The organism is Streptomyces sp. NPDC008092 (assembly GCF_042957285.1).
Classification (GTDB): Bacteria; Actinomycetota; Actinomycetes; order Streptomycetales; family Streptomycetaceae; genus Streptomyces.
Window position 1 is genome coordinate 114,460 of record NZ_JBIBHY010000004.1, and the last position, 22,557, is coordinate 137,016.

Genomic DNA, 22,557 nt, shown 5'->3' on the forward strand with positions numbered 1-22,557 from the left:
GACCGGGGATGACGGACCGGCATCATCTGCTCGTGCACGGCACGACGTTCGCGGCCGTGGACGACCGCGGCGACATCAGCGGCGTGCGGGGCGGCGGCTCCCCGGACGGGTTATTCGTACGGGACGCCCGGCACCTCAGCCGCTGGCAGCTGACGGTCGACGGGGCGCTGCCGGAGGTGCTCACCCCGGTCGCCGACGGGGACGGCACGCGGTGCGTCCTGGTCCCGCGCGGCGGCCGCCAGGAACCGCCCGCGCACACGCTCTTCCGCGAACAGGCCGTCGGCGACGGCTCGTTCGTGGAGTCCCTGCGGGTCACCAGCAACCGCCCGGTGCCGACCACGATCCGGCTCGCGATCACCGCCGACGCCGACTTCACCGACCAGTTCGAACTCCGCGCCGACCACCGCACCTACACCAAGGCCGGCGCCGTCCGCTCCCGCCATGTCCTCGACGACGGGCTGGAGTTCGGCTACCGCCGGGGCGAGTGGCGGTCCTGTACGACGATCACCGCCGAGCCCGCGCCCGACGGCGTGGAGGAGACCGGCACCGGTGCCCGGCGGATGGTGTGGACGCTGGAGCTCGGCCCGCACGGCACCACCGAGCTGCTGGTCCGGGTGATGGCCCGCCCGCACGGCGACCGGCGGGCGCTGCGGGTGCCCCGCGACCCGGCTGCGCTGAACGAACAACTCCTCTCCCTGGAGGGCGAGTTCGTGGAGGGCGTGGCCTTCCCGACCGGCTGGCCGGAGCTGGCGGCGGCCTGCGCCCGCGGTCTCTCCGACCTCGCCACCCTCCAGGTACCGGCCACCGGACCGGACGGCGAGGAGCTCAGGGTCCCGGCGGCCGGGGCCCCCTGGTTCCTCACCCTGCTCGGCCGCGACGCCCTCCTCACCTCCCTCTTCGCCCTCCCCTACCGCCCCCGCCTGGCCGCCGCCACGCTGCCGGCCCTCGCCGCCACCCAGGCCACCGAGACCGGCGCGCACTCGGTGGCCCAGCCCGGGAAGATCGTCCACGAGGTACGCCACGGCGAACTGGCGCACTTCGGGCAGGTGCCGTACGGGCGCTACTACGGATCGGTCGACGCGACCCCGCTGTTCCTGATCCTGCTCGGCGCGTACGTGGAGCAGACCGGGGACGCGGAGATGGCCCGGCGGCTCGAACGCCACGCCCGCGCGGCCGTCGGGTGGATGCTCGACCACGGCGGGCTGACCTCGCGCGGCTACCTCGTCTACCGCGCCGACAAGGGCGGCCTCGCCAACCAGAACTGGAAGGACTCCCCCGGCGCGATCTGCTCCGCCGACGGCAGCCGGCCGATGGGGACCGTGATGGCGGCGGGGGCGCAGGGGTACGCGTACGACGCGCTGCGCCGGACGGCGTGGGTGGCGCGGACGGTGTGGGCCGACGAGACGTACGCGGCGCTGCTCGAACAGGCCGCCGGTGATCTGCGGGACCGGTTCCAGCAGGACTTCTGGATGCGGGAGGCGTCCTTCCCGGCGCTGGCCCTCGACGGGGAGGGCCGGCAGGTCGACGCGCTCGCCTCGGACGCCGGGCACCTGCTGTGGTCCGGGCTGCTGGACAAGGAGTACGGGGAGGTGGTCGGGCGGCGGCTGCTGGAACCGGACTTCTTCTCCGGGTGGGGGGTGCGGACGCTGGCCGCGGGGCAGGCGGCGTACCACCCGCTGTCGTACCACCGCGGGTCGGTGTGGCCGCACGACAACGCGCTGATCGCGCTGGGGCTGGCGCGGTACGGGCTGCACGACGAGGCGCGGGCCGTGGCGCACGGGCTGGTGGACGCGGCGACGGCGGGCGGGCACCGGTTGCCGGAGGTGCTGGCCGGGTACGGGAGGGACTCGCATCCGGAGCCGGTGCCGTATCCGCATGCGTGCGTGCGGGAGTCCCGGTCGGCGGCGGCTCCGTTGGCGCTGCTCACTGCCGTGGGCGGGGCGTAGGGGTCGTTGGTCGGGTGCGGGTGCGTGGGGGCTGGTCGCGCAGTTCCTCCCCCAGCCTTCGGCCGGGGGCACCCCCAGCGCCCCTTACGGGGCGCTGCCCGCAGCCGGATACTGAGACGGCCCGCGTCCCTTGCGGGGCGCGCCCGCAGCCGGATGCTGTGTTTGCCCGGTGTTTGCCGAATGGCCTGAACACGGACCTAAAGAGGGCCGTACGGAAATGTGGCGGGTTCGGCCTCCGAGCGTTGGCCCGCTTCCGTTTCACGGGTCTCGCACGGAAGGACCTCCGGGTTGTCTCAGCACACGAGCATTCGCCAGCCAGCGGACACGCCGTCCGGGCCGTCCGAAGGCGAAGCCCCGCCGGAGGAGTCCGAGGTAGTGAAGTCCGAGCGGGAAGCGGCTTCCGAGGAGCCGGAGCCCACGTCCGAACCACCCGTGTCCGCCGACGAGTCGAACGACGCCGCAGCCGAAGCCGAAGCCGCGTCAGAGGCCGAGGCCACCACCGAGGCCGAACCCGAGTCCATAGCCGCCTCCGGGGACGGCTCCGGAGCCGAACCCGAAGCCGCCGTCGCCGAGACCGAAGCCGCCGTCGACACCGAACCGGAATCCGAGACCGACGCCGGATCCGAGCCCAAAGCCACCGCCGAGACCGACGCCGCCGCCGAGACCAAAGCCGCCGCCGACACCGGCCCCGGCACCGAAGTCGGCCCGAAGTCCGAATCCGCTGACGCCCCCGCCCTCGCCCTCGCCCCCGGAAGCACCCCCAAACCCGCTCCCGCGCCGGACGCCCCCCGTCCCCGTCGTCGCGGCTGGGCCGCCTGGAGTGGGCGGGTTCGGGAGCGGCGGGCGGTGTGGCGGGAGGCGCATCCCGCGGCTGCCTCCGGGCTGTCGATCGGTGTCAGCGTGCTCTGTGCCGCGCTCGTGATCGCGGCGCTGGTGATGCCGAACACCGTCGTCGAGCTGGGGCCCGCGAAGTTCGTGCGGCTGCCGTCCGAGGGGATCATCGCGGCGGCCGTCGCGCTGGCGCTGCCCCGGCGGCCCCGGATCGTGCTGGCCGCGGTGTTCGGCGTCGTGCTGGGCGCGCTGACCCTGGTCAACGCCCTCGACATGGGGTTCAAGCAGTACCTGGGCCGGAGCTTCAACGCCATCCTGGACTGGAGCCTGCTCGGCGACGCGGAGTCGTACCTGGAGGACACGCTGGGCCGGACGGCCACCCTCGCGGTCAGCGTCGGTGCCGTCGTCCTCGTGCTGCTGCTGTTCGTGCTGCTCGCGCTGGCGACGGTCCGGCTGAGCAATCTGCTCGCCCGGCATCCGGGGCGGGCCACCCGCGGCACGCTGATCGCCGGTGTCGTCTGGATCACCTGTTCCTCCTTCGGCGTCCAGCTGGCCGGCGGTGTGCCGCTCGCCGCCGACTCCACCGCGACCACGCTGGAGATCAAGGCCCGTCAGGTGAAGGACACCCTGCACGACGAGGCGGAGTTCCGGAAGGTCGCCAAGGTGGACGCCTTCGGCAACACCCCGCCCGACCAGCTGCTGACCAGCCTGCGCGGCAAGGACGTGGTCTTCACGTTCATCGAGAGCTACGGCCGCAGCGCCGTCGAGGACCCGATCGAGGCACCCGGCGTCGACAGCACCCTCGCGGTCCGCACCCAGGCGCTCGCGAAGGCCGGCTTCCACGCGAAGAGCGGCTGGCTGACGTCGGCGACCTACGGCGGCAGCAGCTGGCTCGGGCACTCCACGACCATGTCGGGGCTGTGGGTCAGCAACCAGCAGCGCTACCGGACCGTGATGGCGAGCGACCACCTGAGCATCACCAAGGCGTTCAAGAAGACCGGTGCCTTCGACACGGTCGGCGTGATGCCCGGTATCCAGAAGGGCTGGCCGGAGCAGAGCTACTACGGCCTCGACAAGGTCTACAACGCCTTCCAGCTCGGCTACAAGGGACCGAAGTTCAGCTGGTCGACGATGCCCGACCAGTACGCGCTGCAGCAGTTCCAGGACCGGGTGCACAGCAAGAAGCCGGCCGACGGCAAGTCCCGGATGTCGTTCCTGATCCTGACCTCCAGCCACCAGCCGTGGGCGCCGATCCCGAAGATGGTGCCGTGGGACCAGCTGGGCGACGGCTCGGTCTTCGACGCCATCCAGAAGGCCGGCAACAAGGCCTCCGACGTCATCGCCGACACCACCAAGTCCCGCCAGGAGTACGGCAAGTCGATCCAGTACTCGGTGACCGCGCTCACCGAGTGGCTGGAGCGCTACGGCAACGACAACACGGTGCTGGTCTTCCTCGGCGACCACCAGCCGATCGCCCGGGTCAGCGGCAACCACGCCAGCCGTGACGTGCCGATCTCCATCGTCGCCAAGGACCCGAAGGTCCTTGACGCGATCGACTCCTGGAACTGGACCGACGGTCTGCGCCCGGCGCACGACGCCCCGGTGTGGAAGATGAGCGCGTTCCGCGACAAGTTCCTGACGGCGTACGGCTCGACCCCGCACCCGAAGACCAACTGAGCGTTCCGCCGGACGTGCCGCGCTCCCTGCGGGGCGCGGCGCTCAGCCCCCCGAAGTCTCCAGTTCCGCGTCCTCGCCGATGCCCGCGCAGTCGTACGGGTCCTTCAGCCAGCCGTCCGGCAGCACCACCCGGTTGTTGCCGGACGTACGGCCGCGGGGCCCGTCGGCGCCGGTGGGCCAGGGCTGGTCGAGGTCCAGCTCGTCCAGCCCCGCGCGCAGTTCCGCCAGGGACGACGTGATGGCGAGGCGCTTGCGCATCTCGCTGCCGACCGCGAAGCCCTTGAGGTACCAGGCGACGTGCTTGCGGAAGTCGACGACGCCCTTGGACTCGTCGCCGAGCCACTCGCCGAGCAGGGTCGCGTGCCGGACCATGATGTCGGCGACCTCGCGGAGCGAGGGCTTCAGGACGTCTTCCGGACGGCCCTCGAAGGCGGCGACCAGGTCGGCGAAGAGCCACGGCCGGCCCAGGCAGCCGCGGCCGACGACCACTCCGTCGCAGCCCGTCTCCCGGACCATCCGCAGCGCGTCCTGGGCCGACCAGATGTCGCCGTTGCCGAGCACCGGGATCTCCGGGACGTGCTCCTTCAGGCGGGCGATGGCCTCCCAGTCGGCGGTGCCGCCGTAGTGCTGGGCGGCGGTGCGGCCGTGCAGGGCGATCGAGGTGACGCCCTCCTCGACGGCGATCCGGCCGGCGTCGAGGTAGGTGATGTGGTCGTCGTCGATGCCCTTGCGCATCTTCATGGTGACGGGCAGGTCGCCGGCGCCGGAGACGGCCTCGCGGAGGATGGCGCGGAGCAGGTGCCGCTTGTAGGGGAGGGCGGACCCGCCGCCCTTCCTGGTGACCTTCGGGACCGGGCAGCCGAAGTTCAGGTCGATGTGGTCGGCCAGGCCCTCCTCCGCGATCATGCGGACGGCCTTGCCGACGGTGGCCGGGTCGACGCCGTACAGCTGGATGGACCGGGGCTTCTCGCTCTCGTCGAAGCGGATCAGCTGCATGGTCTTCTCGTTGCGCTCGACCAGCGCCCGGGTCGTGATCATCTCGCTGACGAACAGCCCCTTGCCGCCGCTGAACTCCCTGCACAGGGTGCGGAAGGGCGCGTTGGTGATCCCCGCCATGGGGGCGAGGACGACCGGCGGCCGGACGGTGTGCGGGCCGATCTGGAGGGGCGACGTGGGCTCGGGCATTCCCCCATTGTCCCGTACGCCGCGCGGTGCTCGTCCGGTGCTCCGCCGCACCTGTGGACAACCGCCTGTCCCGCACCGCCCGTCACGATCATGTATCACTCATTAGTTAGACGCACTATCGAAACGGGCGTACGATGGGACGCATGCCCGAGCTCAGCCCCCGCCGCCGCATGCTCGTTCTCGCGATCTGCTGTATGAGCCTGCTGATCGTCAGCCTCGACACCACCGCGCTCAACGTCGGCCTGCCGTCCATGCAGCGCGAACTGCACGCCTCGACGGCGGGCCTGCAGTGGACGATCGACGCGTACACCCTGGTCCTGGCCTCGCTGCTGATGCTCGCCGGTTCCACGGGCGACCGGGTCGGCCGCAAGAAGGTCTTCATGACGGGCCTGGTCGTCTTCTCGATCGGCTCGCTGCTCTGCTCCCTCGCGCCGAACCTGGACTCGCTGATCGCGTTCCGGATGGTCCAGGCGGTGGGCGGCTCGATGCTCAACCCGGTCGCCATGTCGATCATCACCAACACCTTCACCGACCCCCGCGAGCGGGCCCGGGCGATCGGCGTGTGGGGTGCGGTGGTCGGCATATCCATGGCCGCCGGACCGCTGGTCGGCGGCCTGCTCGTGGAGTCGGTCGGCTGGCGGGCGATCTTCTGGGTCAACATCCCGGTGGGCCTGGCGGCCGTCCTGCTGACGCTGCGCTTCGTGCCGGAGTCCCGGGCACCGAAGCCCCGCCGCCCCGACCCGGTCGGCCAGGTCCTGGTCATCGCCCTGTTCGGATCCCTCACCTACGCGATCATCGAGGCGCCGACGGCGAGCACCGGCACGGTCCTGCCCTTCGCCGCGGTGGCCCTCGCCGCCCTGCTGGGCCTCCTCCGGTACGAGCCGAGGCGCGACGAACCCCTGATCGACCTGCGTTTCTTCCGCTCGGCGCCGTTCAGCGGCGCGACCGTGACCGCGATCAGCGCGTTCGCCTCGCTCGGCGGCTTCCTGTTCCTGTCCACGCTCTACCTGCAGAACGTGCGCGGCCTGGACGCCCTGCACGCGGGCCTGTGGATGCTGCCGATGGCGGTCCCGATGTTCCTGTGCGCCCCGCTGGCCGGCCGCCTGGTCGGCAGCCGGGGCCCGCGGCTGCCGCTGGTGATCGCCGGGGTCGCGATGACCGCGAGCGCGGTCCTGTTCGCCGCGTTCGAGGCGGAGACCTCGGACACCACCCTCTTCCTCGGCTACGTCCTGTTCGGCATCGGCTTCGGCTTCGTGAACGCCCCGATCACCAACACGGCGGTGTCGGGCATGCCCAGGACCCAGGCGGGCGTGGCCGCCGCGGTCGCCTCCACCAGCCGCCAGCTGGGCCAGACCCTGGGCGTCGCGGTGATCGGCGCGGTGCTGGCCTCCGGGATCGGTTCGTCGTCGTACGCCGACAGCTTCGTGGGCGCCGCCCGCCCCGGCTGGTGGATCCTGGCCGGCTGCGGCCTCGCGGTCCTGCTCCTGGGCGCCGTGACGAACGGCAGCTGGGCCCGCGCCACGGCGGAGCGGGCCGCGGAACGGCTCGCGGCACCGGAGATCCGCGCGGCCGTGGGGACGGCGGAACGGGTCTGACGGGCCGCCCGCCCCGTCACCGGCAGGGTGCGCCGAGGTCGGCGGAGCGGACCGAGCGGCGGTGCCGGGCCAGGACGGCCTGCCTGAGGGCGCCCAGGACCAGGGACTGGAGCAGTGCCGAGACGACGACCGTGGCGACGAAGAACCAGTTCGGGGTGTCGGTGCGCCAGGCCGTCCGGCCGAGCGCCGCGACCACCGGGAACACCGGGAAGGTGACCAGGGGCGGCCAGAGCCAGGCGTAGTCGGAGCCGTGGTCGTCGGTGCCGGCGGCGTCGACGGCGGCCTTGGCGATGACGACGGCGACCAGGACGAGGTAGGCCGCCGAGAGGCGGTTGGTGAGCATCAGCCGGACAACGGTGCGGGCCGGGCCGGTTTCCATCGTCGTCTCCCCCGTGGCCGGTCGTCGTTTCCTCGCGCTCACTGCATCGTCGGGGCCGGACCGCGTCCCGGTCCTGAGTACGCGTACTCAGTTGTGCGAACGAATTCCCGTGACCCGGTCAGGAGTTCGGCGTCGCCGACCCCGCCCGTGCCAGGTCGTGCAGCCGCTCCAGGCGCTCCCGCGTGACCTCGTCCACCGGGACGTAGGTGACCATCCGCGCCCCGGACCCCGGGTGCAGGAACAGGTCCGTGTGCTCCAGGGTGAGGAAGCCGACGTACGGGTTGAGGAACTGCTTGACCCTGGCGCGCGGGTCCACCACCTCGTAGCGCTCCCAGTTCTCCCGGAACTCCGCGGACTCCGCCGCCAGCCGCTTGACCAGCATCTTCCAGGCCGGCTCGGCGAGATGGCCGGCCATGGACGCGCGGAGCTTCGCGGCCATCAGGCGGCGGCTCTCCTCCAGGTGCACGATGGAGCGGCGCCAGTCGGGGTTGGTGTAGACGAGGATCATGCAGTTGCGGTCCTCGGGCGGGACCGCGTCCAGGTCGCCCATCAGGCGGGCGTAGGTGCGGTTGTAGGCGAGGATGTCGTAGCGGCTGTTCTGGACGGAGGCCGGCAGGGGTTCCAGGGCGCGGAGCATCTCGTGCAGGGCCGGGGTGACGCCCGTGCAGCTCGCGGCCGGGGTCGGGTCGACGGCTTCGGCCAGCTGGAAGAGGTGGGCGCGCTCGGTGCCGTCGAGCCGCAGCGTGCGGGCGAGGGCGTCCAGTACCTGGACGGAGACCTGGATGTCCCGGGCCTGTTCGAGCCAGGTGTACCAGGTGACGCCGACCGCGGAGAGCTGGGCGACCTCCTCGCGGCGCAGGCCGGGCGTGCGGCGGCGGGTGCCGCGCGGCAGGCCCACCTCCTCCGGGGTGATCCGCTCCCGGCGGCTGCGCAGGAACGCGGCGAGCTCGTGCCGGCGGATGTCGGCGGCCCGGCCGGGGGCGGGGGCCGATGTGTGCCGAAGGCTCGTCGTCTCCTGCGCCGTGGTCGTCATGGATCCAGCCTGCCGTGTCGCCGATCCTGTTGCCAGGTACTTCTACTACCAGGACAAGGAGACTCTGGTACCCGTCTCGGGGAGACCGCAGGCTCGGGTGCATGACCGAAACCGTCACCACCGCCCACGTACGGTCCCCGTCCGCGCCACCGGCGCTCGGCGGCCCCGGACTGTTCACCGTCCTGCTGGCCGCCGCGCTTCCCCTCATCGACTTCTTCATCGTCAACGTCGCCCTGCCCACCATCGGCGCCGACCTGCACGCGGGCGAGGCGGTCCTGGAACTCGTCGTCGCCGGGTACGGCGTCGCCTACGCCGTGCTGCTGGTGCTCGGCGGCCGGCTCGGCGACCTGTTCGGGCGCCGCCGGCTCTTCCTCGGCGGCATGGCCGCGTTCGGCCTGACCTCGCTGGCCTGCGGACTCGCGCCCAGCGCCTGGACGCTGGTGGCCGCCCGGGTCGCCCAGGGCGCCGCGTCCGCCGCGATGCTCCCGCAGGTCCTCGCCACCATCCAGGCCGCCACCGCCGGCGGCCGCCGCGCCCGCGCCATGAGCCTGTACGGCGCCACCGCCGGCCTCTCCATGGTGGCCGGGCAGATACTCGGCGGGGTGCTGGTCGCCGCCGACATCTGGGGCACCGGCTGGCGCTCGGTGTTCCTCGTCAACGTGCCGGTCGTGGTCGTCGGGCTGGTGCTCGGCGCCCGCTTCGTGCCGGAGACGAGGTCGCAGAAGCCCGAACCCGTCGACGGACCCGGCACCGTGCTCCTCGCCGCCTCCCTCCTCGCCCTGCTCGCCCCGCTCACCGAGGGCCGGGCGGCGGGCTGGCCGCTGTGGACCTGGCTGTCGCTGGCCGCGTTCCCGGGCGTGGCCGTCGCCTTCTACGCCGTGGAGCGCCGCGCCGACCGCGCGGGCCGTACGCCACTCGTGCCGCCGAGCCTGTTCGAACTCGCCTCGCTGCGCCGGGGGCTGGTGCTGATGGTGCCGTTCTCGATCGGCTTCAGCGGGTTCATGTTCGTGATCGCGGTGGCCCTGCAGAGCGGGGAGCACCTGGGGCCGGTCGCGGCCGGGATGGCGCTCGCCCCGATGGCGGTCGCCTTCCTGTTCGTCTCGCTCGCCGGGCCGCGGCTGATCGCCCGGTACGGCAGCCGGGTGGTGACCGCCGGGTCCGTGATCCAGGCGGTCGGCATCGTCCTCATCGTGCTCGCCGCCCGCCGGGACTGGCCGCACCTGGACTTCGCCGGTCTGCTGCCCGGGGTCGCGGTCGCCGGCGCCGGCCAGGCCCTGCAACTCCCCAACGTGCTGCGCCTGGTGATGTCCGAGGTGCCGCCCGCGCGGGCCGGGGTGGGCAGCGGCGTGATGGTCACCACCCAGCAGTCCGCCCTCGCCCTCGGCGTGGCCACCCTGGGCACCCTGTTCCTCTCCCTGATCCCGCACCAGGGCGTACGGGACGCCCTGGTCGTCACGCTGCTGGTCCAGCTGGGCCTGGTGGTGATCACCGGCCTGCTCAGCCTGCGCCTGCCGCGCACCGTGAACTGACCAGCGCCCCGTAGGGGCGCGGGGAACTGCGCGACCAGCCACAACGGCGCCGCAGCCGCCAGACGGCACACCGCGGCACCCCCAGCGGCGCACTCACCCGCCGCTGCCGCCCAGCTCGAACCACACGATCTTGCCGGTGCCCAGCCGAGTCGTCCCCCACCGCCGAGCCAACCGGTGCACCAGATAGAGCCCACGGCCATGCTCGTCGGTCGCCTTCGCCTGCCGCAGCCGCGGCAACTGCGGCACGTCGTCGCCGACCTCGCACCGCAGCACGTCCGTACGCAGCAGCCGCAGGCTGATCGGGCGGGAGGCGTGCCGTACGGCGTTGGTGACGATCTCGCTGACCAGCAGCTCGGCGGTGTCGGTGAGGTCTTCCAGGCCCCAGCCGGCCAGGGCCTGCCGGGTGAGCCGGCGGGCCCGGCCGGGGGCCCCGACCTCCGGCTCCAGGCTCCAGTACGCGACGTCGCTCGGTGCGATGCCGTCGAAGCGGGCGGCGAGCAGCGCGATGTCGTCGTCGCGGTCGCCCGGGCCGAGCATGTCGAGCACCTCGTCGCACAGCGCCTCAAGCGGCGGCGGCCGGTCGGGGCCGGTCAGCTGGGCGGTCGCGGCGATCCGTTCGCGCAGCTGCTCGATGCCGGTCCACACGTCGCGCAGCCGGGACTCGACCAGGCCGTCGGTGTACAGGAGCAGGGTGGCCCCGGTGGGGGCGTCCAGCTCGACCGCCTCGAAGTCGATGCCGCCGACGCCGATGGGGGCGCCCGGCGGCACCGTGAGGACCTCCGTCTTGCCGCCCGGGTGCAGCAGGATGGGCGGCGGATGACCGGCGTTGGCGATGGTCATGCGGTGCGAGACGGGGTCGTAGACGACGTACAGGCAGGTGGCCATGCGGTCGGTGCCGAGCCGCTGGGCCTGTTCGTCAAGGTGGTGCAGGACCTCCTGCGGGGGCAGGTCGAGCCCGGCCAGGGTCAGCGCGGTGGTGCGCAGCTGGCCCATGACGGCGGCCGAGGTCATGGAGTGGCCCATGACGTCGCCGACGACCAGTGCCACCCGGCTGCCGGGCAGCGGGATCGCGTCGTACCAGTCGCCGCCGACCCGCGCGGTCTCGGCGGCGGGGAGGTAACGCACCGCCAGCCGGACGCCGGTGGGCCGGGGCAGGGAGTGCGGCAGCATGGCGCGCTGCAGCCGGTCGGCGATGAACGCCTCCCTGCTGTACAGCACGGCCTTGTCGACGCCGAGCGCGGTGTGGGTGGCGAGCTGGGCGGCGACCAGCAGGTCGGCGGGCTCGAACGCCGGGCGCTCGGGCCGGCGCAGGAAGACGACGGCGCCGGTGACCCGGCGGCGGCCGCGCAGCGGGGCGAGGATCGCGTGCGAGCCGACCCAGTCGTTCAGCGCGCTGTCCGCGCCGACGAGTTCGCCCAGCGCGTCGCGGGTCGGCGGGGTGTCGGCGAACACCGGCCGGACCCCGCGCAGCACCTCGGCGAGGGCGCCGCCGGGCACCACCTCGCTCCAGTCGGAGGCGTCCAGGTCGTCCTGCTCGTCGTCCACCGTCTCCGCGGGCCAGACCAGGCCCTCGGCGCCCGGGCCCTTGAGCCGGTCGGTGCGGCGCAGCCGCAGCACGGCCGGGCCGTTGGGGCGTTCGTCGCCGACCGGGAGCGGGTCGCGCAGGTAGACGAGGGCCGCGTCGGAGTACGTCGGTACGGCGGCCCGGCACAGGCCGAGCACGATCTCGTCGGTGTCGAAGCCGCGGGCGATCCGCCGGGTGGCGGCGCCGACGTAGCGGAGGCGGTCCTCGTCCGGGGCCTTCGGCGCGGCGGGCGGCCCGGCGGCCAGGGCGTCCTCGCGCACGGCGAGCGCGGTCTGCGCCGACAGCGCGTCGGCCAGGGCGATGTCGTCGTCCACGAAGTCCTCCCGGTCCGGGCGCCGCAGGAACACCGCCACGCCCACGACGGCGTCGGGGGCGCGCAGCGGAGCGAGCAGGACCCGGTTGCCCTGCGGGAGCCGCGGTGCGGTCCCGAGGAGTTCACGGAGTGCCTCGTCCACGTCGTCCGGGCCGCGGCCGCGTGCCCTGCCGCAGCGCAGCAGTGCGGCGAGCGCGCCGTCGGGCGCCACCGGTCTCGACTGCGGGGGCGTCCCGCCCATGGCGCCGCCGAGTTCGGCGGGCAGCCCGTCCAACTCCAGGCGCTCCGGCTCCGAACGGTCCGGCGAGCGGTCGCCGAGGTAGACGAACATCCCGTCCGCCAGGTCCGGGACCGTCACCCGGTACAGCTCGCGGACGGCCTGGGCCGCGCCCTCGGCGCGCGCGATCCGGCGGCCGGCAACGGCCAGGAAACGTTGAGGATCCGGCAGCATCGCCTCTCCGTGCCGGTGGCCGCTTCACAAGGTCGCTTTCATCTTGAGCCTTGGTCAATTCCCTGTCCAGGGTTTCCGCCGGTACACCAAGTCCGGTTCATGATCCGGCGGTTGGGACCGGGAGGTTTCGGAACGTACCCCCCGGCCCGCCCTGACCTCGCTCTCGTCCCGCGCGGCGGGGCCTCGTCCGCCGTGTGAACTCCGGGGACATCCTCGACAAAACCCGGTGAAGAAATCCCCGTTGATGTTGGTCTTGCTGCACACTCCTTGCCGTCGGCCCGCCGTCGACACGTGCCGGACAGCAGACCGGGCACAGACTCCGGAGGCGTCAATGTCGCAGATCGACGAGAGCAAGGTCAGCCGCTGGGACCAGCACGGCCGGGAACACGTGGTCCGGGTGCAGCGCACGGGGGTGCAGCGCACGATCAAATGCGACACCTGCGGCTGGCAGAAGGGCGCCCAGTTCCTGCCCTGGCTGAAGGCGGAGGAGCACCTGGCCGAGGCCCACCAGGCCACCGTGGACCCGGCGGGCACCCAGCCCTCGCGATGACTTTCCGCGGGCGCGCGGGTCGTACCACCCGACACCGCGCCCACCGGAAGGACGACCGATGACCGTCTCCCCGCTGCACGCCACCCTCAGCCGCCACGTCGAGGCCGGCACCGTCCCCGGAGCCGTGGGCCTCGTGGCCCGTGGCGACGACGTCGAGGTGGTGGCCGTTGGGCACACCGACGTCGAGGGATCCGCGCCGATGGCCCGGGACTCGGTCTTCCGCATCGCGTCGGTCACCAAGCCGGTCACCGCCGCCGCGGTGCTGATGCTGGTGGACGAGGGCCGGATCGGGCTCGGCGACCCGGTGGCCGACTGGCTCCCCGAGCTGGCGAAGCCGATGGTGGTCCGGACGCCCGCGGGCCCCGTCGACGACGTGGTGCCGGCCGTCCGCCCGGTCACCGTCGAGGACCTGCTCAGCTTCCGGGCCGGCTGGGGTCTGCCCGACGACTTCTCGCTGCCGGCCGCGCAGGCCCTGTTCGCGGTGCAGGACCACGGCATCCCCTTCCGGGACTGGCCGGACCCGGACACCTGGCTGGGCCTGCTCGCCCAGGTGCCGATGCTGCACCAGCCGGGCGAGGCGTGGCTGTACGGCACCGCGTCCGCGCTCCAGGGCATCCTGGTCGCCCGGGTTTCGGGCCGTTCCCTCCCCGGCTTCCTGGCGGAGCGGATCTTCGAGCCGCTGGGCATGCGGGACACGGCGTTCGAGGTGCCCGCGTCGAAACGGCACCGCTTCACCTCCGCCTACGCCCCCGCCGCGGACGGCACGCTGCGGCTGACGGACACCCCGGACGGCGCGTACAGCGGCCTGCCGCGCTTCCCCTCGGGCGGCGGCGGTCTCGTCTCCACGGCCGACGACTGGCTGGCGTTCGGCCGGCTGCTGCTGAACGCGGGCGCCGCCCCCGACGGCCGCCGGCTCCTCTCCGCCACGTCGGTGAGCCGCATGACCACCAACCACCTGACGGCGGCCCAGCGCGAGCGCGCCGCGCTCTTCCTGGAGGGCCAGGGCTGGGGGTACGGCGGCTCGGTCGACGTCGCCCCGGCCGACCCCTGGTCGGTACCGGGCCGCTACGGCTGGGTCGGCGGCACCGGCACCACCGCGCACCTCGTCCCGGCCACCGGCACGGTCACGGTCCTGTTGACACAGACGGCCATGACGGGTCCGACGCCGACCCCGCTGATGCGGGACTTCTGGCGGGTCACCGCCTAGCCCGCGCGTTACGCCGTTCGGGTGAGCTTCCGGGTAAGGATCGCGAGGTCAGGGCACCCGCCGCCACCTGCGGTCTTTACCGAACCGGAGGACGGTCCAGACCACTTCGGGGACCGCCCGGGTCGCCGCCCGGCGCGACCCGGCCAAGCCTTGAGAGGTCCCCCCGTCCCTCGACAGGAGTACTTCCATGCACACCATCCAGCGCCAGATCCCCCGCGCCCTCGCCGCCGGTGCGCTCTCCGTCGCCCTGCTGTCGGCCGGTTCCGCCGGGGCCTTCGCCGCAGGGGCCAAGCCGACCCCGTCGCCCACCATGACCGCCAAGCCGCACATGAGCTCCAAGCCGGAGCCGAAGCCGAGCCCGACCACCGCGGCCTCGATCTCGGTCCGGGCGAACACGACCTCGGTCAAGCCCGGTGAGTCGGTGACCTTCACCGGCCGCACCTCGGGCCTGAAGGTCGGCTGGCCGCTGGTGCTCCAGCACCAGAAGGACGGCAAGTGGATCCCGCTGAAGGCGACCGCGAAGGTCAAGAACGGCAGCTCCTACGCGCTGACCGCGAAGCTCAACAGCCCGGGCCCCGAGCACCTGCGGGTCGCGGCGGTCGGCAAGAAGGTCTACTCCCCGACCGTGACGGTCAACGTGGGCTGAGGCCCCGCAGCAGCAGCTCCACCAGCGACCCGAAGTCCGCCTCGGCCTCCGGCCGCACCCACTCCCGCGCGTAGCCCGGGTCGTGGAAGCGGCCGGTGGCCTGGAAGACGGTCCGGGCCGCGGCGGCGGGGTCGGGCACGGTGAAGACACCGGTCCCGGCCCCGTCCGCGATGATCGCGGTCAGCTGGCCGGTCAGGTCGGCGATGTGCCCGGTGACCGCGGGGCCGTTCTCGTCGGCCAGCACCATGTAGGTGGCGAACAGCTCCGGGTCGGCGCCCGCCTTGCGGCGCTTCGCGTCGAACAGGGCCCGCAGCCAGTCGCGCAGCCGGTCCCGCGGGTCCCGGTCCCCGGCCGCGATGCCGGACAGCTGCTCCGAGGTGCGGTCCAGCCACCTCTTCGTCACCGCCTCGCGCAGCGCCGCCTTGGTCCGGAAGTGCCGGTAGACGCTCCCGTGGCTGACGCCGAGCGCACGGGCCACGTCCACCACGGTGGCCTTGGCCGGGCCGTGCCGGCGCAGCACCTCCTCGGTCGCCTCAAGGATGCGCTCGGCGGTCAGGGCCGGGGTCGGGGTCGGGGACGTCGCTGCCATGGCCTAGACGGTACCCGGCACCGCGGTCAGTGCTCGGTGCCGAGATGGCTCATCTGCGCGGCCGGGTAGCGGGTGCCCGCCGCCGCGTCCGCCGGTACGGCCTCCTCGATCGCCGCCAGGTCGGCCGCGTCCAGGGTGACGTCCAGCGCGCCCAGCGACTCGGCGAGCCGCTCGCGGGTGCGGGCGCCGACGAGCGGCACGATGTCGTTGCCGTGCTGCGCGCCCCGGGACAGCACCCAGGCGATGGCGATCTGGGCGACGGTCACGCCCTTCTCGTCGGCGATCTTGCGCAGCGCCTCGACGAGGTCGAGGTTGTGCTGGAGGTTGTCGCCCTGGAACCGCGGCGAGAAGGCCCGGAAGTCGCCCGCGCCGAGCTGCCGGTCGCGGGTGAAGTGGCCGGAGATCAGGCCGCGGGAGAGCACGCCGTACGCGGTGATGCCGATGCCCAGCTCACGGGTGGTCGGCAGGATCTCCCGCTCGATGTCGCGGGTGATGATCGCGTACTCGATCTGGAGGTCGGCGATGGGCGCGGTGGCGGCGGCCCGCCGGATGTTCGCCACGCTCGCCTCGCTGAGGCCGATGTGCCGGACGTGCCCCTTCTCCACCAGTTCGGCGATGGCGCCGACGGTCTCCTCGATCGGCACGTCCGGGTCGACGCGGGCGATCCGGTAGACGTCGATGTGGTCGACGCCGAGGCGCTGCAGGGAGTAGGCGGCGAAGTTCTTCACGGCGGCCGGGCGGCCGTCGTAGGCGTTCCAGCCGCCGTCCGGGTCGCGCAGGGCGCCGAACTTGACGCTGGTCAGCGCCTTTTCCCGGAGGGCGGCGGGGGCGGTGCGCAGGGCCTCGCCGATCAGCATCTCGTTGTGGCCCATGGCGTAGAAGTCGCCGGTGTCGAGCAGGGTCACGCCGGCGTCGAGGGCGGCGTGGATCGTGGCGATCGACTCGGCGCGGTCGGCCTCGCCGTACAGCGCGGACATGCCCATGCAGCCGAGGCCGAGGGCGGAGACCTGGGGGCCGGTGGATCCGAGGGTGCGGGTGTGCGTCGTCATGGCTCCACCTTCGCATGACAGATGACAGATTTCAATATCTGTCATCTGTCATGCGTCGCGGCCCCCTCGGGGGTGGTCCAGACCTATTGACGAAAGGTCTGGACCAAGAGCACTGTCATGTCTACGACATCCGCGCGCCCCGACCCGACCCCACCGGGAGGCCTCGCATGATCCGCCGTACCCTCGCCCTGCTCGCCGCCGCGCTCACGGCCGCGGCACTCACCCAGCTCCCCGCCGCCGGCTCCGCCTCGGCCGCCGACACCTGCGCGGTCAAGTCCCGCCCCGCAGGCAAGGTGCTGCAGGGCTACTGGGAGAACTGGGACGGCTCCGCCAACGGCGTCCACCCGCCCTTCGGCTGGACCCCGATCACCAACTCCGCGATCGCCGCCCACGGTTACAACGTCGTCAACGCGGCCTTCCCCGTGATCCGTTCCGACGGGACGGCCCTCTGGGAGGACGGCATGGACGCGGGCGTGAAGGTGGCCACGCCCGCGGAGATGTGCGCGGCGAAGGCCTCCGGCCAGACCATCCTGCTGTCGATCGGCGGCGCGGCCGCGGGCATCGATCTCAGTTCGGCCACCGTGGCCGACAAGTTCGTCTCGACGATCGTCCCGATCCTGAAGAAGTACAACTTCGACGGCATCGACATCGACATCGAGACGGGCCTGGTGGGCAGCGGCTCGATCACCCAGCTCTCCACGTCCCAGGCCAACCTGGTCCGCATCATCGACGGCATCCTCGCCCAGATGCCGTCCAACTTCGGCCTCACGATGGCCCCGGAGACGGCGTACGTCACCGGAGGCAGCATCACCTACGGCTCGATCTGGGGCGCCTACCTGCCGATCGTCAAGAAGTACGCCGACAACGGCCGTCTGTGGTGGCTCAACATGCAGTACTACAACGGCAGCATGTACGGCTGCTCGGGCGACTCGTACTCGGCCGGCACGGTCGCCGGCTTCACCGCGCAGACCGACTGCCTCAACAAGGGCCTGGTCGTACAGGGCACCACGATCAAGGTGCCCTACGACAAGCAGGTCCCGGGCCTGCCCGCCCAGTCCGGCGCGGGCGGCGGCTACATGTCCCCGTCCCTGGTCTCCCAGGCCTGGAACCACTACGGCACGTCCCTCAAGGGCCTGATGACCTGGTCGATCAACTGGGACGGCTCAAAGAACTGGACCTTCGGCGACAACGTAAAGGCCCTACAACACCGCTGACCACACCACCCCGGCCGACCCACCCCACCCCGCCACCCGCTACATCCCGCCAGTCCACCCAATCCGGCCGACCCACCCCACCCCGCCGCAACGACGATCAGCCACAGCGGCAGACTCCGGCGGTGCCGACCCAGGCCGTGGAACCCCGCGACCCGACGGGGGCCGATCGCGCAGTTCTCCGCGTCCCTGAGGTCGGGCAGCTCCCCGGCACTCACCACACACCGCCACCCGCCCAACCCCGCCACCCGCTACATCCCGCCAATCCACCCGCTCCGGCCGACCCACCCCACCCCACCCCGCCGCAACGACGATCAACCACAGCGGCGGACTCCGGCGGTGCCAGGCCAGGCCGTGGAACCCCGCGACCCGACGGGGGCCGATCGCGCAGTTCCCCGCGTCCCTGAGGTCGGGGGGCTTCCCGGCGCTCGCGGGGTGTTGGCGGGGTGCTTCGAGCTGAAACGCCCACCCTCCCAGCCGACCGGGTCGGGTGGGAGGGTGGGCGGAAAACTGCGGGAGGGGTGTGGAGCTAGCAGCCCAGGAGGCGGCTCGCGAGGTAGCCCTCGATCTGGTCCAGGGACACCCGCTCCTGCTTCATCGAGTCGCGCTCGCGGACCGTGACGGCGTTGTCCTCAAGGGTGTCGAAGTCGACGGTCACGCAGTACGGCGTGCCGATCTCGTCCTGGCGGCGGTAGCGGCGCCCGATCGCACCGGCGTCGTCGAACTCGATGTTCCAGTGCCCGCGCAGCGCCTGGGCGAGGCCCTTGGCCTTCGGGGACAGCTCGGGGTTGCGGGAGAGCGGCAGGACCGCGACCTTGACGGGAGCGAGGCGGTGGTCCAGGCGGAGCACCGTCCGCTTCTCCAGCTTGCCCTTGGCGTTCGGCGCCTCGTCCTCGACGTAGGCGTCCAGGAGGAAGGCCAGCATGGCGCGGCCGACACCCGCCGCCGGCTCGATGACGTACGGCGTCCAGCGCTCCCCGGCCTCCTGGTCGAAGTAGGAGAGGTCCTGGCCGGAGGCCTTGCCGTGGGCGTTCAGGTCGTAGTCGGTGCGGTTGGCGACACCCTCCAGCTCGCCCCACTCGCTGCCGCCGAACTGGAAGCGGTACTCGATGTCAGCGGTGCGCTTGGAGTAGTGGGAGAGCTTCTCCTTCGGGTGCTCGTACCACCGCATGTTCTCCTCGCGCAGGCCCAGGCCGGTGTACCAGTTCCAGCGCTGCTCCATCCAGTACTCCTGCCACTTCTCGTCCTCGCCCGGCTTGACGAAGAACTCCATCTCCATCTGCTCGAACTCGCGGGTGCGGAAGATGAAGTTGCCGGGCGTGATCTCGTTGCGGAAGGACTTGCCCATCTGCGCGATGCCGAAGGGCGGCTTGCGGCGCGAGGTGGTCTGCACCTGGGCGAAGTTGGTGAAAATACCCTGCGCGGTCTCCGGCCGCAGGTAGGCGACGGAGCCGCTGTCCTGGGTCGGGCCGAGGTGGGTGGAGAGCAGACCCGAGAACTGCTTGGGCTCGGTGAACTGGCCCTTGTTGCCGCAGTTGGGGCAGTTGACGTCCGCGAGGCCGTTCTCCGGCAGGCGGCCGTGCTTGGCCTCGTACGCCTCCTCCAGGTGGTCCGCGCGGAACCGCTTGTGACAGGCGGTGCACTCGGTCAGCGGGTCCGTGAAGGTGGCGACGTGACCGGAGGCCACCCAGACCTCGGGGGCCAGGATGACGGACGAGTCGAGACCGACCACGTCCTCGCGCGACGTCACCATGTAGCGCCACCACTGGCGCTTCAGGTTCTCCTTGAGCTCGACACCCAGCGGCCCGTAGTCCCAGGCGGCACGCTGGCCGCCGTAGATCTCACTGCACGGGAATACGAAGCCACGGCGCTTGCTCAGGCTGACGATGGTGTCGATCTTGTCGGCGGCCACGGTGCTCTCTTCATTACGACGACGGGCGACGAAGCAAAGACGCTTCAGAGCGAATGCTTCAGGGTACCGGCGGGGGCTCCCCCTCAACCAAATCGGTTCCCCTCACCGACCTCTCACCACGGCTTGTTGACAACGGTTTCCATGTTTGTTGAAAATGACTCTCATGAACGTACGACGAGGCCTCATACCCACGGCCGCCGCGACCACCGTCACCGCACTCGGCATAGCGACCCTCACGGCCTGCGGCGGCGACGCCACGGCGGCCCAGACCGGCAAGTTCGACGTCGTCGCGTCCTTCTACCCGATGGCCTACCTCGCCGACCGGATCGGCGGCAGCCACGTCCACGTCACCAGTCTCACCCAGCCCGGCCAGGAGCCGCACGACCTGGAGATCAGCCCCAAGCAGATCATCGGGATCGAGAAGTCCGACGCGGTCCTCTACCTGAAGAACCTCCAGCCCTCCGTCGACGACGCGGTCGCCCAGTCGTCCGTGCAGACGAAGATCGACGCGGCTTCCCTGACCACGCTGGAGAAGCACGGCAACGAGGTCGGCGGGCACGCGGCCTCCCACGACACCTCGAAGAACGAGGAGCTGTCCGGCCTCGACCCGCACATCTGGCTCGACCCGGTGCGCTACGCCCAGGTCGCCGAGGGCGTCGGCAAGGCCTTCGAGAAGGCCGACCCGGACCACGCGGCCGACTACAGGAAGAACACCGCGGCCCTGGTGAAGAAGCTGGACGACCTGAACACCCAGTTCAAGACCGGCCTCGCGAACACGAAGTCCAAGGTCTTCATCACCACCCACGCGGCCTTCGGCTACCTCGCCGAGCGCTACGGCCTGACAGAGGAGGCCATCAACGGCCTCGACCCGGAGTCGGAGCCGAGCGCGGCCCGCGTCAAGGACCTGGAGACCATGGCCAAGGCCGACGGCGTCACCACCGTCTTCTACGAGACGCTCGTCAGCGACAAGACCGCCAAGACCATCGCCGCCGACGCCGGCCTGAAGACGGACGTCCTCGACCCGATCGAGGGCATCACCGCCAAGTCCCGCGGCAGGGACTACTTCGCGGTCCAGGAGGCCAACCTCAAGGCGCTCCAGCAGGCACTGGGCGCCAAGTGACCGGCCGAGCGACACCCCGCCCGACACCCCAGGGGACAGGAGACGACGAGATGAGCGGCGAGCCCGTCATATCCCTGCGCGGCGTCACCGCCGAGCTGGGCTCGCGCCCCGTCCTGCGCGGCATCGACCTCACCGTGCACCGCGGTGAGGTCGTCGCGCTGCTCGGCGCGAACGGCTCCGGCAAGTCGACCGCGATCCGCACGATCATCGGCCAGGTGCCGGTGAGCGGCGGCGGGATATCCCTGTTCGGCACCCCGCGCCGCGCCTTCCGGGACTGGTCGCGGGTCGGCTACGTCCCGCAGCGCACCACCGCGGCGGGCGGGGTCCCGGCGACGGTCACCGAGGTCGTCTCCGCGGGCCGCCTCTCCCGCACCCGCTTCGGCCTCTTCCGCAAGGCCGACCACGCGGCCGTCCGGCACGCGCTCGGCCTGGTCGGCATGGCGGACCGGGCCAGGGACAGCGTGGAGGCGCTCTCCGGCGGCCAGCACCAGCGGGTGCTGATCGCCCGCGCGCTGGTCGCCGAACCCGAACTGCTGATCATGGACGAGCCGATGGCGGGCGTCGACCTGGCCAGCCAGGAGATCCTCGCGCAGACCCTGCGCGAACAGGTCGAGCGGGGCATCACGGTCCTCCTCGTCCTGCACGAACTGGGCCCGCTGGAGCCGCTGATCGACCGCGCGGTCGTCCTCCGCGACGGCTGCGTCCTGCACGACGGCCCCCCGCCGCGCGCCGTCGGCCAGCACGCCCTCCCCGGCCACGACCACGTCCACCCCCACGACGAGCACACACCACTGCGCACGGGACTGCTGAGCTGATGGACTTCCTGAACTACGCCTTCATGCAGCGGGCCCTGCTCGCCGCCGTCCTGGTCGGCATCACCGCCCCCGCCGTCGGCATCTACCTCGTCCAGCGCCGCCAGGCCCTGATGGGCGACGGCATCGGCCACGTCGCGATGACCGGCGTCGGCCTCGGCTTCCTGCTCTCGACGTCGCCGGTCTGGATGGCGACGGCGGTGTCGGTGCTGGGCGCGATCGTGATGGAACTGATCCGCTGGTACGGCCGCACCCGCGGCGACATCGCCCTCGCGATGCTCTTCTACGGCGGCATGGCCGGCGGCGTGATGCTGATCAACCTCGCGCCGGGCGGCTCCAACGCCAACCTGATGTCGTACCTCTTCGGCTCGCTGTCGACGGTGTCCGAGTCGGACGTGACCGCGATCTGCCTGCTGGCGGCCTTCGTCCTGCTGGTCACCCTCGGCCTGCGCCGGCAGCTGTTCGCGGTCAGCCAGGACGAGGAGTTCGCGCGGGTGACCGGCCTGCCGGTGCGGGCGCTGAACCTCCTGACGGCGATCACGGCGGCGGTGACCGTGACGGTCGCGATGCGGGTGGTGGGCCTGCTGCTGGTCTCCGCGCTCATGGTCGTCCCGGTGGCCGCGGCCCAGCAGCTGAGCCGCAGCTTCGCGGCCACGTTCGCGATCGCCGTCGCGATCGGTGTGACGGTGACGATCGGGGGCACGATCACGTCGTACTACCAGTACGTCCCGCCGGGCGCGACGATCGTCCTGCTGACCATCGCCGCGTTCATCGCGCTGAGCGTGCTGGCCACCCCGCTGGCCCGCCGACGCGCCCGCGCCGCCGCCGTGCGACGGCCCGCCGGGGATCCGGCGGAGTGCGCGATTCCGGCCACCAGAGGGGCTGCCGACGAGGTCGGCGTCTGAACGCCCCCGGCCCGGGCTGGCACAATGGCCCG

At 72.2% G+C, this 22,557-nt stretch carries 18 protein-coding genes; 11 read left to right on the plus strand and 7 right to left on the minus strand.

The genetic code is table 11. The features are described 5' to 3' along the window. The first annotated feature begins 8 nt into the window (after positions 1–8). Positions 9–1,946 carry a glycogen debranching N-terminal domain-containing protein gene (locus tag ACFZB3_RS13585; protein WP_391374366.1) on the plus strand — a complete coding sequence of 646 codons (1,938 nt, stop codon included), beginning with the start codon at positions 9–11 and terminating at the stop codon, positions 1,944–1,946. A 375-nt stretch (positions 1,947–2,321) separates the two neighbouring features. After that, entirely contained in the window at positions 2,322–4,454 is a 2,133-nt protein-coding gene (locus ACFZB3_RS13590; protein WP_391374369.1) for a sulfatase-like hydrolase/transferase, read from the plus strand. A 42-nt stretch (positions 4,455–4,496) separates the two neighbouring features. Here ACFZB3_RS13590 and dusB read toward each other — a convergent pair whose 3' ends face one another. Beyond that, positions 4,497–5,639 carry a tRNA dihydrouridine synthase DusB gene (gene dusB / locus ACFZB3_RS13595; protein WP_391374372.1) on the minus strand — a complete coding sequence of 381 codons (1,143 nt, stop codon included), beginning with the start codon at positions 5,637–5,639 and terminating at the stop codon, positions 4,497–4,499. Positions 5,640–5,782: 143 nt separating this feature from the next. On the opposite strand from dusB, the gene ACFZB3_RS13600 reads away from it, so the two are divergent. After that, the gene (locus ACFZB3_RS13600) at positions 5,783–7,234 is read left to right on the plus strand and encodes a DHA2 family efflux MFS transporter permease subunit (RefSeq protein WP_391374375.1); all 1,452 of its coding nucleotides are present in this window, start codon (positions 5,783–5,785) and stop codon (positions 7,232–7,234) included. A 16-nt stretch (positions 7,235–7,250) separates the two neighbouring features. Here ACFZB3_RS13600 and ACFZB3_RS13605 read toward each other — a convergent pair whose 3' ends face one another. Beyond that, a complete protein-coding gene (locus tag ACFZB3_RS13605) occupies positions 7,251–7,613 on the minus strand; it encodes an SCO4225 family membrane protein (protein ID WP_391374378.1) in 363 nt (120 codons plus the stop codon). Between the two features lie 118 nt (positions 7,614–7,731). Continuing rightward, positions 7,732–8,646 (minus strand): helix-turn-helix domain-containing protein, encoded by a 915-nt coding sequence (locus ACFZB3_RS13610; RefSeq protein ID WP_391374381.1) that lies wholly within the window; start codon positions 8,644–8,646, stop codon positions 7,732–7,734. Positions 8,647–8,747: 101 nt separating this feature from the next. Between ACFZB3_RS13610 and ACFZB3_RS13615 the strand changes: the two genes are divergently transcribed. Then, positions 8,748–10,175, plus strand: a complete 1,428-nt coding sequence (locus tag ACFZB3_RS13615; RefSeq protein ID WP_391374384.1) for an MFS transporter — start codon at positions 8,748–8,750, stop codon at positions 10,173–10,175. 93 nt (positions 10,176–10,268) lie between these two features. On the opposite strand, the gene ACFZB3_RS13620 is transcribed toward ACFZB3_RS13615, so the two are convergent. Continuing rightward, the gene (locus ACFZB3_RS13620; protein WP_391374386.1) at positions 10,269–12,524 is read right to left on the minus strand and encodes a SpoIIE family protein phosphatase; all 2,256 of its coding nucleotides are present in this window, start codon (positions 12,522–12,524) and stop codon (positions 10,269–10,271) included. Positions 12,525–12,855: 331 nt separating this feature from the next. On the opposite strand from ACFZB3_RS13620, the gene ACFZB3_RS13625 reads away from it, so the two are divergent. From ACFZB3_RS13625 to ACFZB3_RS13635, 3 genes are all read left to right on the plus strand, one after another. Then, positions 12,856–13,074 carry a hypothetical protein gene (locus ACFZB3_RS13625; RefSeq protein ID WP_351490475.1) on the plus strand — a complete coding sequence of 73 codons (219 nt, stop codon included), beginning with the start codon at positions 12,856–12,858 and terminating at the stop codon, positions 13,072–13,074. 58 nt (positions 13,075–13,132) lie between these two features. After that, a complete protein-coding gene (locus tag ACFZB3_RS13630; RefSeq protein WP_391374390.1) occupies positions 13,133–14,281 on the plus strand; it encodes a serine hydrolase in 1,149 nt (382 codons plus the stop codon). Positions 14,282–14,468: 187 nt separating this feature from the next. Further along, a complete protein-coding gene (locus ACFZB3_RS13635; protein WP_391374392.1) occupies positions 14,469–14,927 on the plus strand; it encodes a hypothetical protein in 459 nt (152 codons plus the stop codon). On the opposite strand, the gene ACFZB3_RS13640 is transcribed toward ACFZB3_RS13635, so the two are convergent. Together ACFZB3_RS13640 and ACFZB3_RS13645 are read right to left on the minus strand one after the other, a co-directional pair. After that, positions 14,914–15,516: a TetR family transcriptional regulator gene (locus ACFZB3_RS13640; RefSeq protein ID WP_391374395.1), complete on the minus strand. Its 603-nt coding sequence runs from the start codon at positions 15,514–15,516 to the stop codon at positions 14,914–14,916. The genes ACFZB3_RS13635 and ACFZB3_RS13640 overlap by 14 nt on opposite strands. Before the next feature lie 26 nt (positions 15,517–15,542). Further along, positions 15,543–16,565 carry an aldo/keto reductase gene (locus ACFZB3_RS13645; RefSeq protein ID WP_391374398.1) on the minus strand — a complete coding sequence of 341 codons (1,023 nt, stop codon included), beginning with the start codon at positions 16,563–16,565 and terminating at the stop codon, positions 15,543–15,545. Positions 16,566–16,732: 167 nt separating this feature from the next. Here ACFZB3_RS13645 and ACFZB3_RS13650 point away from each other — a divergent pair, with 167 nt between their 5' ends. Further along, complete coding sequence (locus tag ACFZB3_RS13650; protein ID WP_391374401.1) at positions 16,733–17,779, plus strand: glycosyl hydrolase family 18 protein; 1,047 nt, start codon at positions 16,733–16,735, stop codon at positions 17,777–17,779. Between the two features lie 526 nt (positions 17,780–18,305). Here the strand turns inward: ACFZB3_RS13650 and ACFZB3_RS13655 are convergent. Next, positions 18,306–19,688: a glycine--tRNA ligase gene (locus ACFZB3_RS13655; RefSeq protein ID WP_391374404.1), complete on the minus strand. Its 1,383-nt coding sequence runs from the start codon at positions 19,686–19,688 to the stop codon at positions 18,306–18,308. Positions 19,689–19,851: 163 nt separating this feature from the next. Between ACFZB3_RS13655 and ACFZB3_RS13660 the strand changes: the two genes are divergently transcribed. Genes ACFZB3_RS13660 through ACFZB3_RS13670 form a run of 3 tightly spaced genes read left to right on the plus strand, consistent with a single transcriptional unit; the run spans position 19,852 to position 22,525 of the window. Then, entirely contained in the window at positions 19,852–20,808 is a 957-nt protein-coding gene (locus ACFZB3_RS13660) for a metal ABC transporter solute-binding protein, Zn/Mn family (RefSeq protein WP_391374407.1), read from the plus strand. Between the two features lie 50 nt (positions 20,809–20,858). Continuing rightward, positions 20,859–21,623 carry an ATP-binding cassette domain-containing protein gene (locus tag ACFZB3_RS13665; protein ID WP_391374409.1) on the plus strand — a complete coding sequence of 255 codons (765 nt, stop codon included), beginning with the start codon at positions 20,859–20,861 and terminating at the stop codon, positions 21,621–21,623. Beyond that, entirely contained in the window at positions 21,623–22,525 is a 903-nt protein-coding gene (locus ACFZB3_RS13670; RefSeq protein WP_391374412.1) for an iron chelate uptake ABC transporter family permease subunit, read from the plus strand. The genes ACFZB3_RS13665 and ACFZB3_RS13670 overlap by 1 nt, the downstream gene beginning before the upstream one ends. The last annotated feature ends 32 nt before the right edge of the window (positions 22,526–22,557 follow it).

Bases quoted from the DNA above. Each gene is read 5' to 3' on its own strand.
- ACFZB3_RS13625 (WP_351490475.1), top strand. From the start codon at position 12,856: ATGTCGCAGATCGACGAGAGCAAGGTCAGCCGCTGGGACCAGCACGGC.
- ACFZB3_RS13585 (WP_391374366.1), top strand. From the start codon at position 9: ATGACGGACCGGCATCATCTGCTCGTGCACGGCACGACGTTCGCGGCC.
- ACFZB3_RS13610 (WP_391374381.1), bottom strand. From the start codon at position 8,646: ATGACGACCACGGCGCAGGAGACGACGAGCCTTCGGCACACATCGGCC.
- ACFZB3_RS13630 (WP_391374390.1), top strand. From the start codon at position 13,133: ATGACCGTCTCCCCGCTGCACGCCACCCTCAGCCGCCACGTCGAGGCC.
- ACFZB3_RS13620 (WP_391374386.1), bottom strand. From the start codon at position 12,524: ATGCTGCCGGATCCTCAACGTTTCCTGGCCGTTGCCGGCCGCCGGATC.
- ACFZB3_RS13600 (WP_391374375.1), top strand. From the start codon at position 5,783: ATGCCCGAGCTCAGCCCCCGCCGCCGCATGCTCGTTCTCGCGATCTGC.
- ACFZB3_RS13650 (WP_391374401.1), top strand. From the start codon at position 16,733: ATGATCCGCCGTACCCTCGCCCTGCTCGCCGCCGCGCTCACGGCCGCG.
- dusB (WP_391374372.1), bottom strand. From the start codon at position 5,639: ATGCCCGAGCCCACGTCGCCCCTCCAGATCGGCCCGCACACCGTCCGG.
- ACFZB3_RS13645 (WP_391374398.1), bottom strand. From the start codon at position 16,565: ATGACGACGCACACCCGCACCCTCGGATCCACCGGCCCCCAGGTCTCC.
- ACFZB3_RS13640 (WP_391374395.1), bottom strand. From the start codon at position 15,516: ATGGCAGCGACGTCCCCGACCCCGACCCCGGCCCTGACCGCCGAGCGC.
- ACFZB3_RS13660 (WP_391374407.1), top strand. From the start codon at position 19,852: ATGAACGTACGACGAGGCCTCATACCCACGGCCGCCGCGACCACCGTC.
- ACFZB3_RS13605 (WP_391374378.1), bottom strand. From the start codon at position 7,613: ATGGAAACCGGCCCGGCCCGCACCGTTGTCCGGCTGATGCTCACCAAC.
- ACFZB3_RS13670 (WP_391374412.1), top strand. From the start codon at position 21,623: ATGGACTTCCTGAACTACGCCTTCATGCAGCGGGCCCTGCTCGCCGCC.
- ACFZB3_RS13635 (WP_391374392.1), top strand. From the start codon at position 14,469: ATGCACACCATCCAGCGCCAGATCCCCCGCGCCCTCGCCGCCGGTGCG.
- ACFZB3_RS13665 (WP_391374409.1), top strand. From the start codon at position 20,859: ATGAGCGGCGAGCCCGTCATATCCCTGCGCGGCGTCACCGCCGAGCTG.
- ACFZB3_RS13615 (WP_391374384.1), top strand. From the start codon at position 8,748: ATGACCGAAACCGTCACCACCGCCCACGTACGGTCCCCGTCCGCGCCA.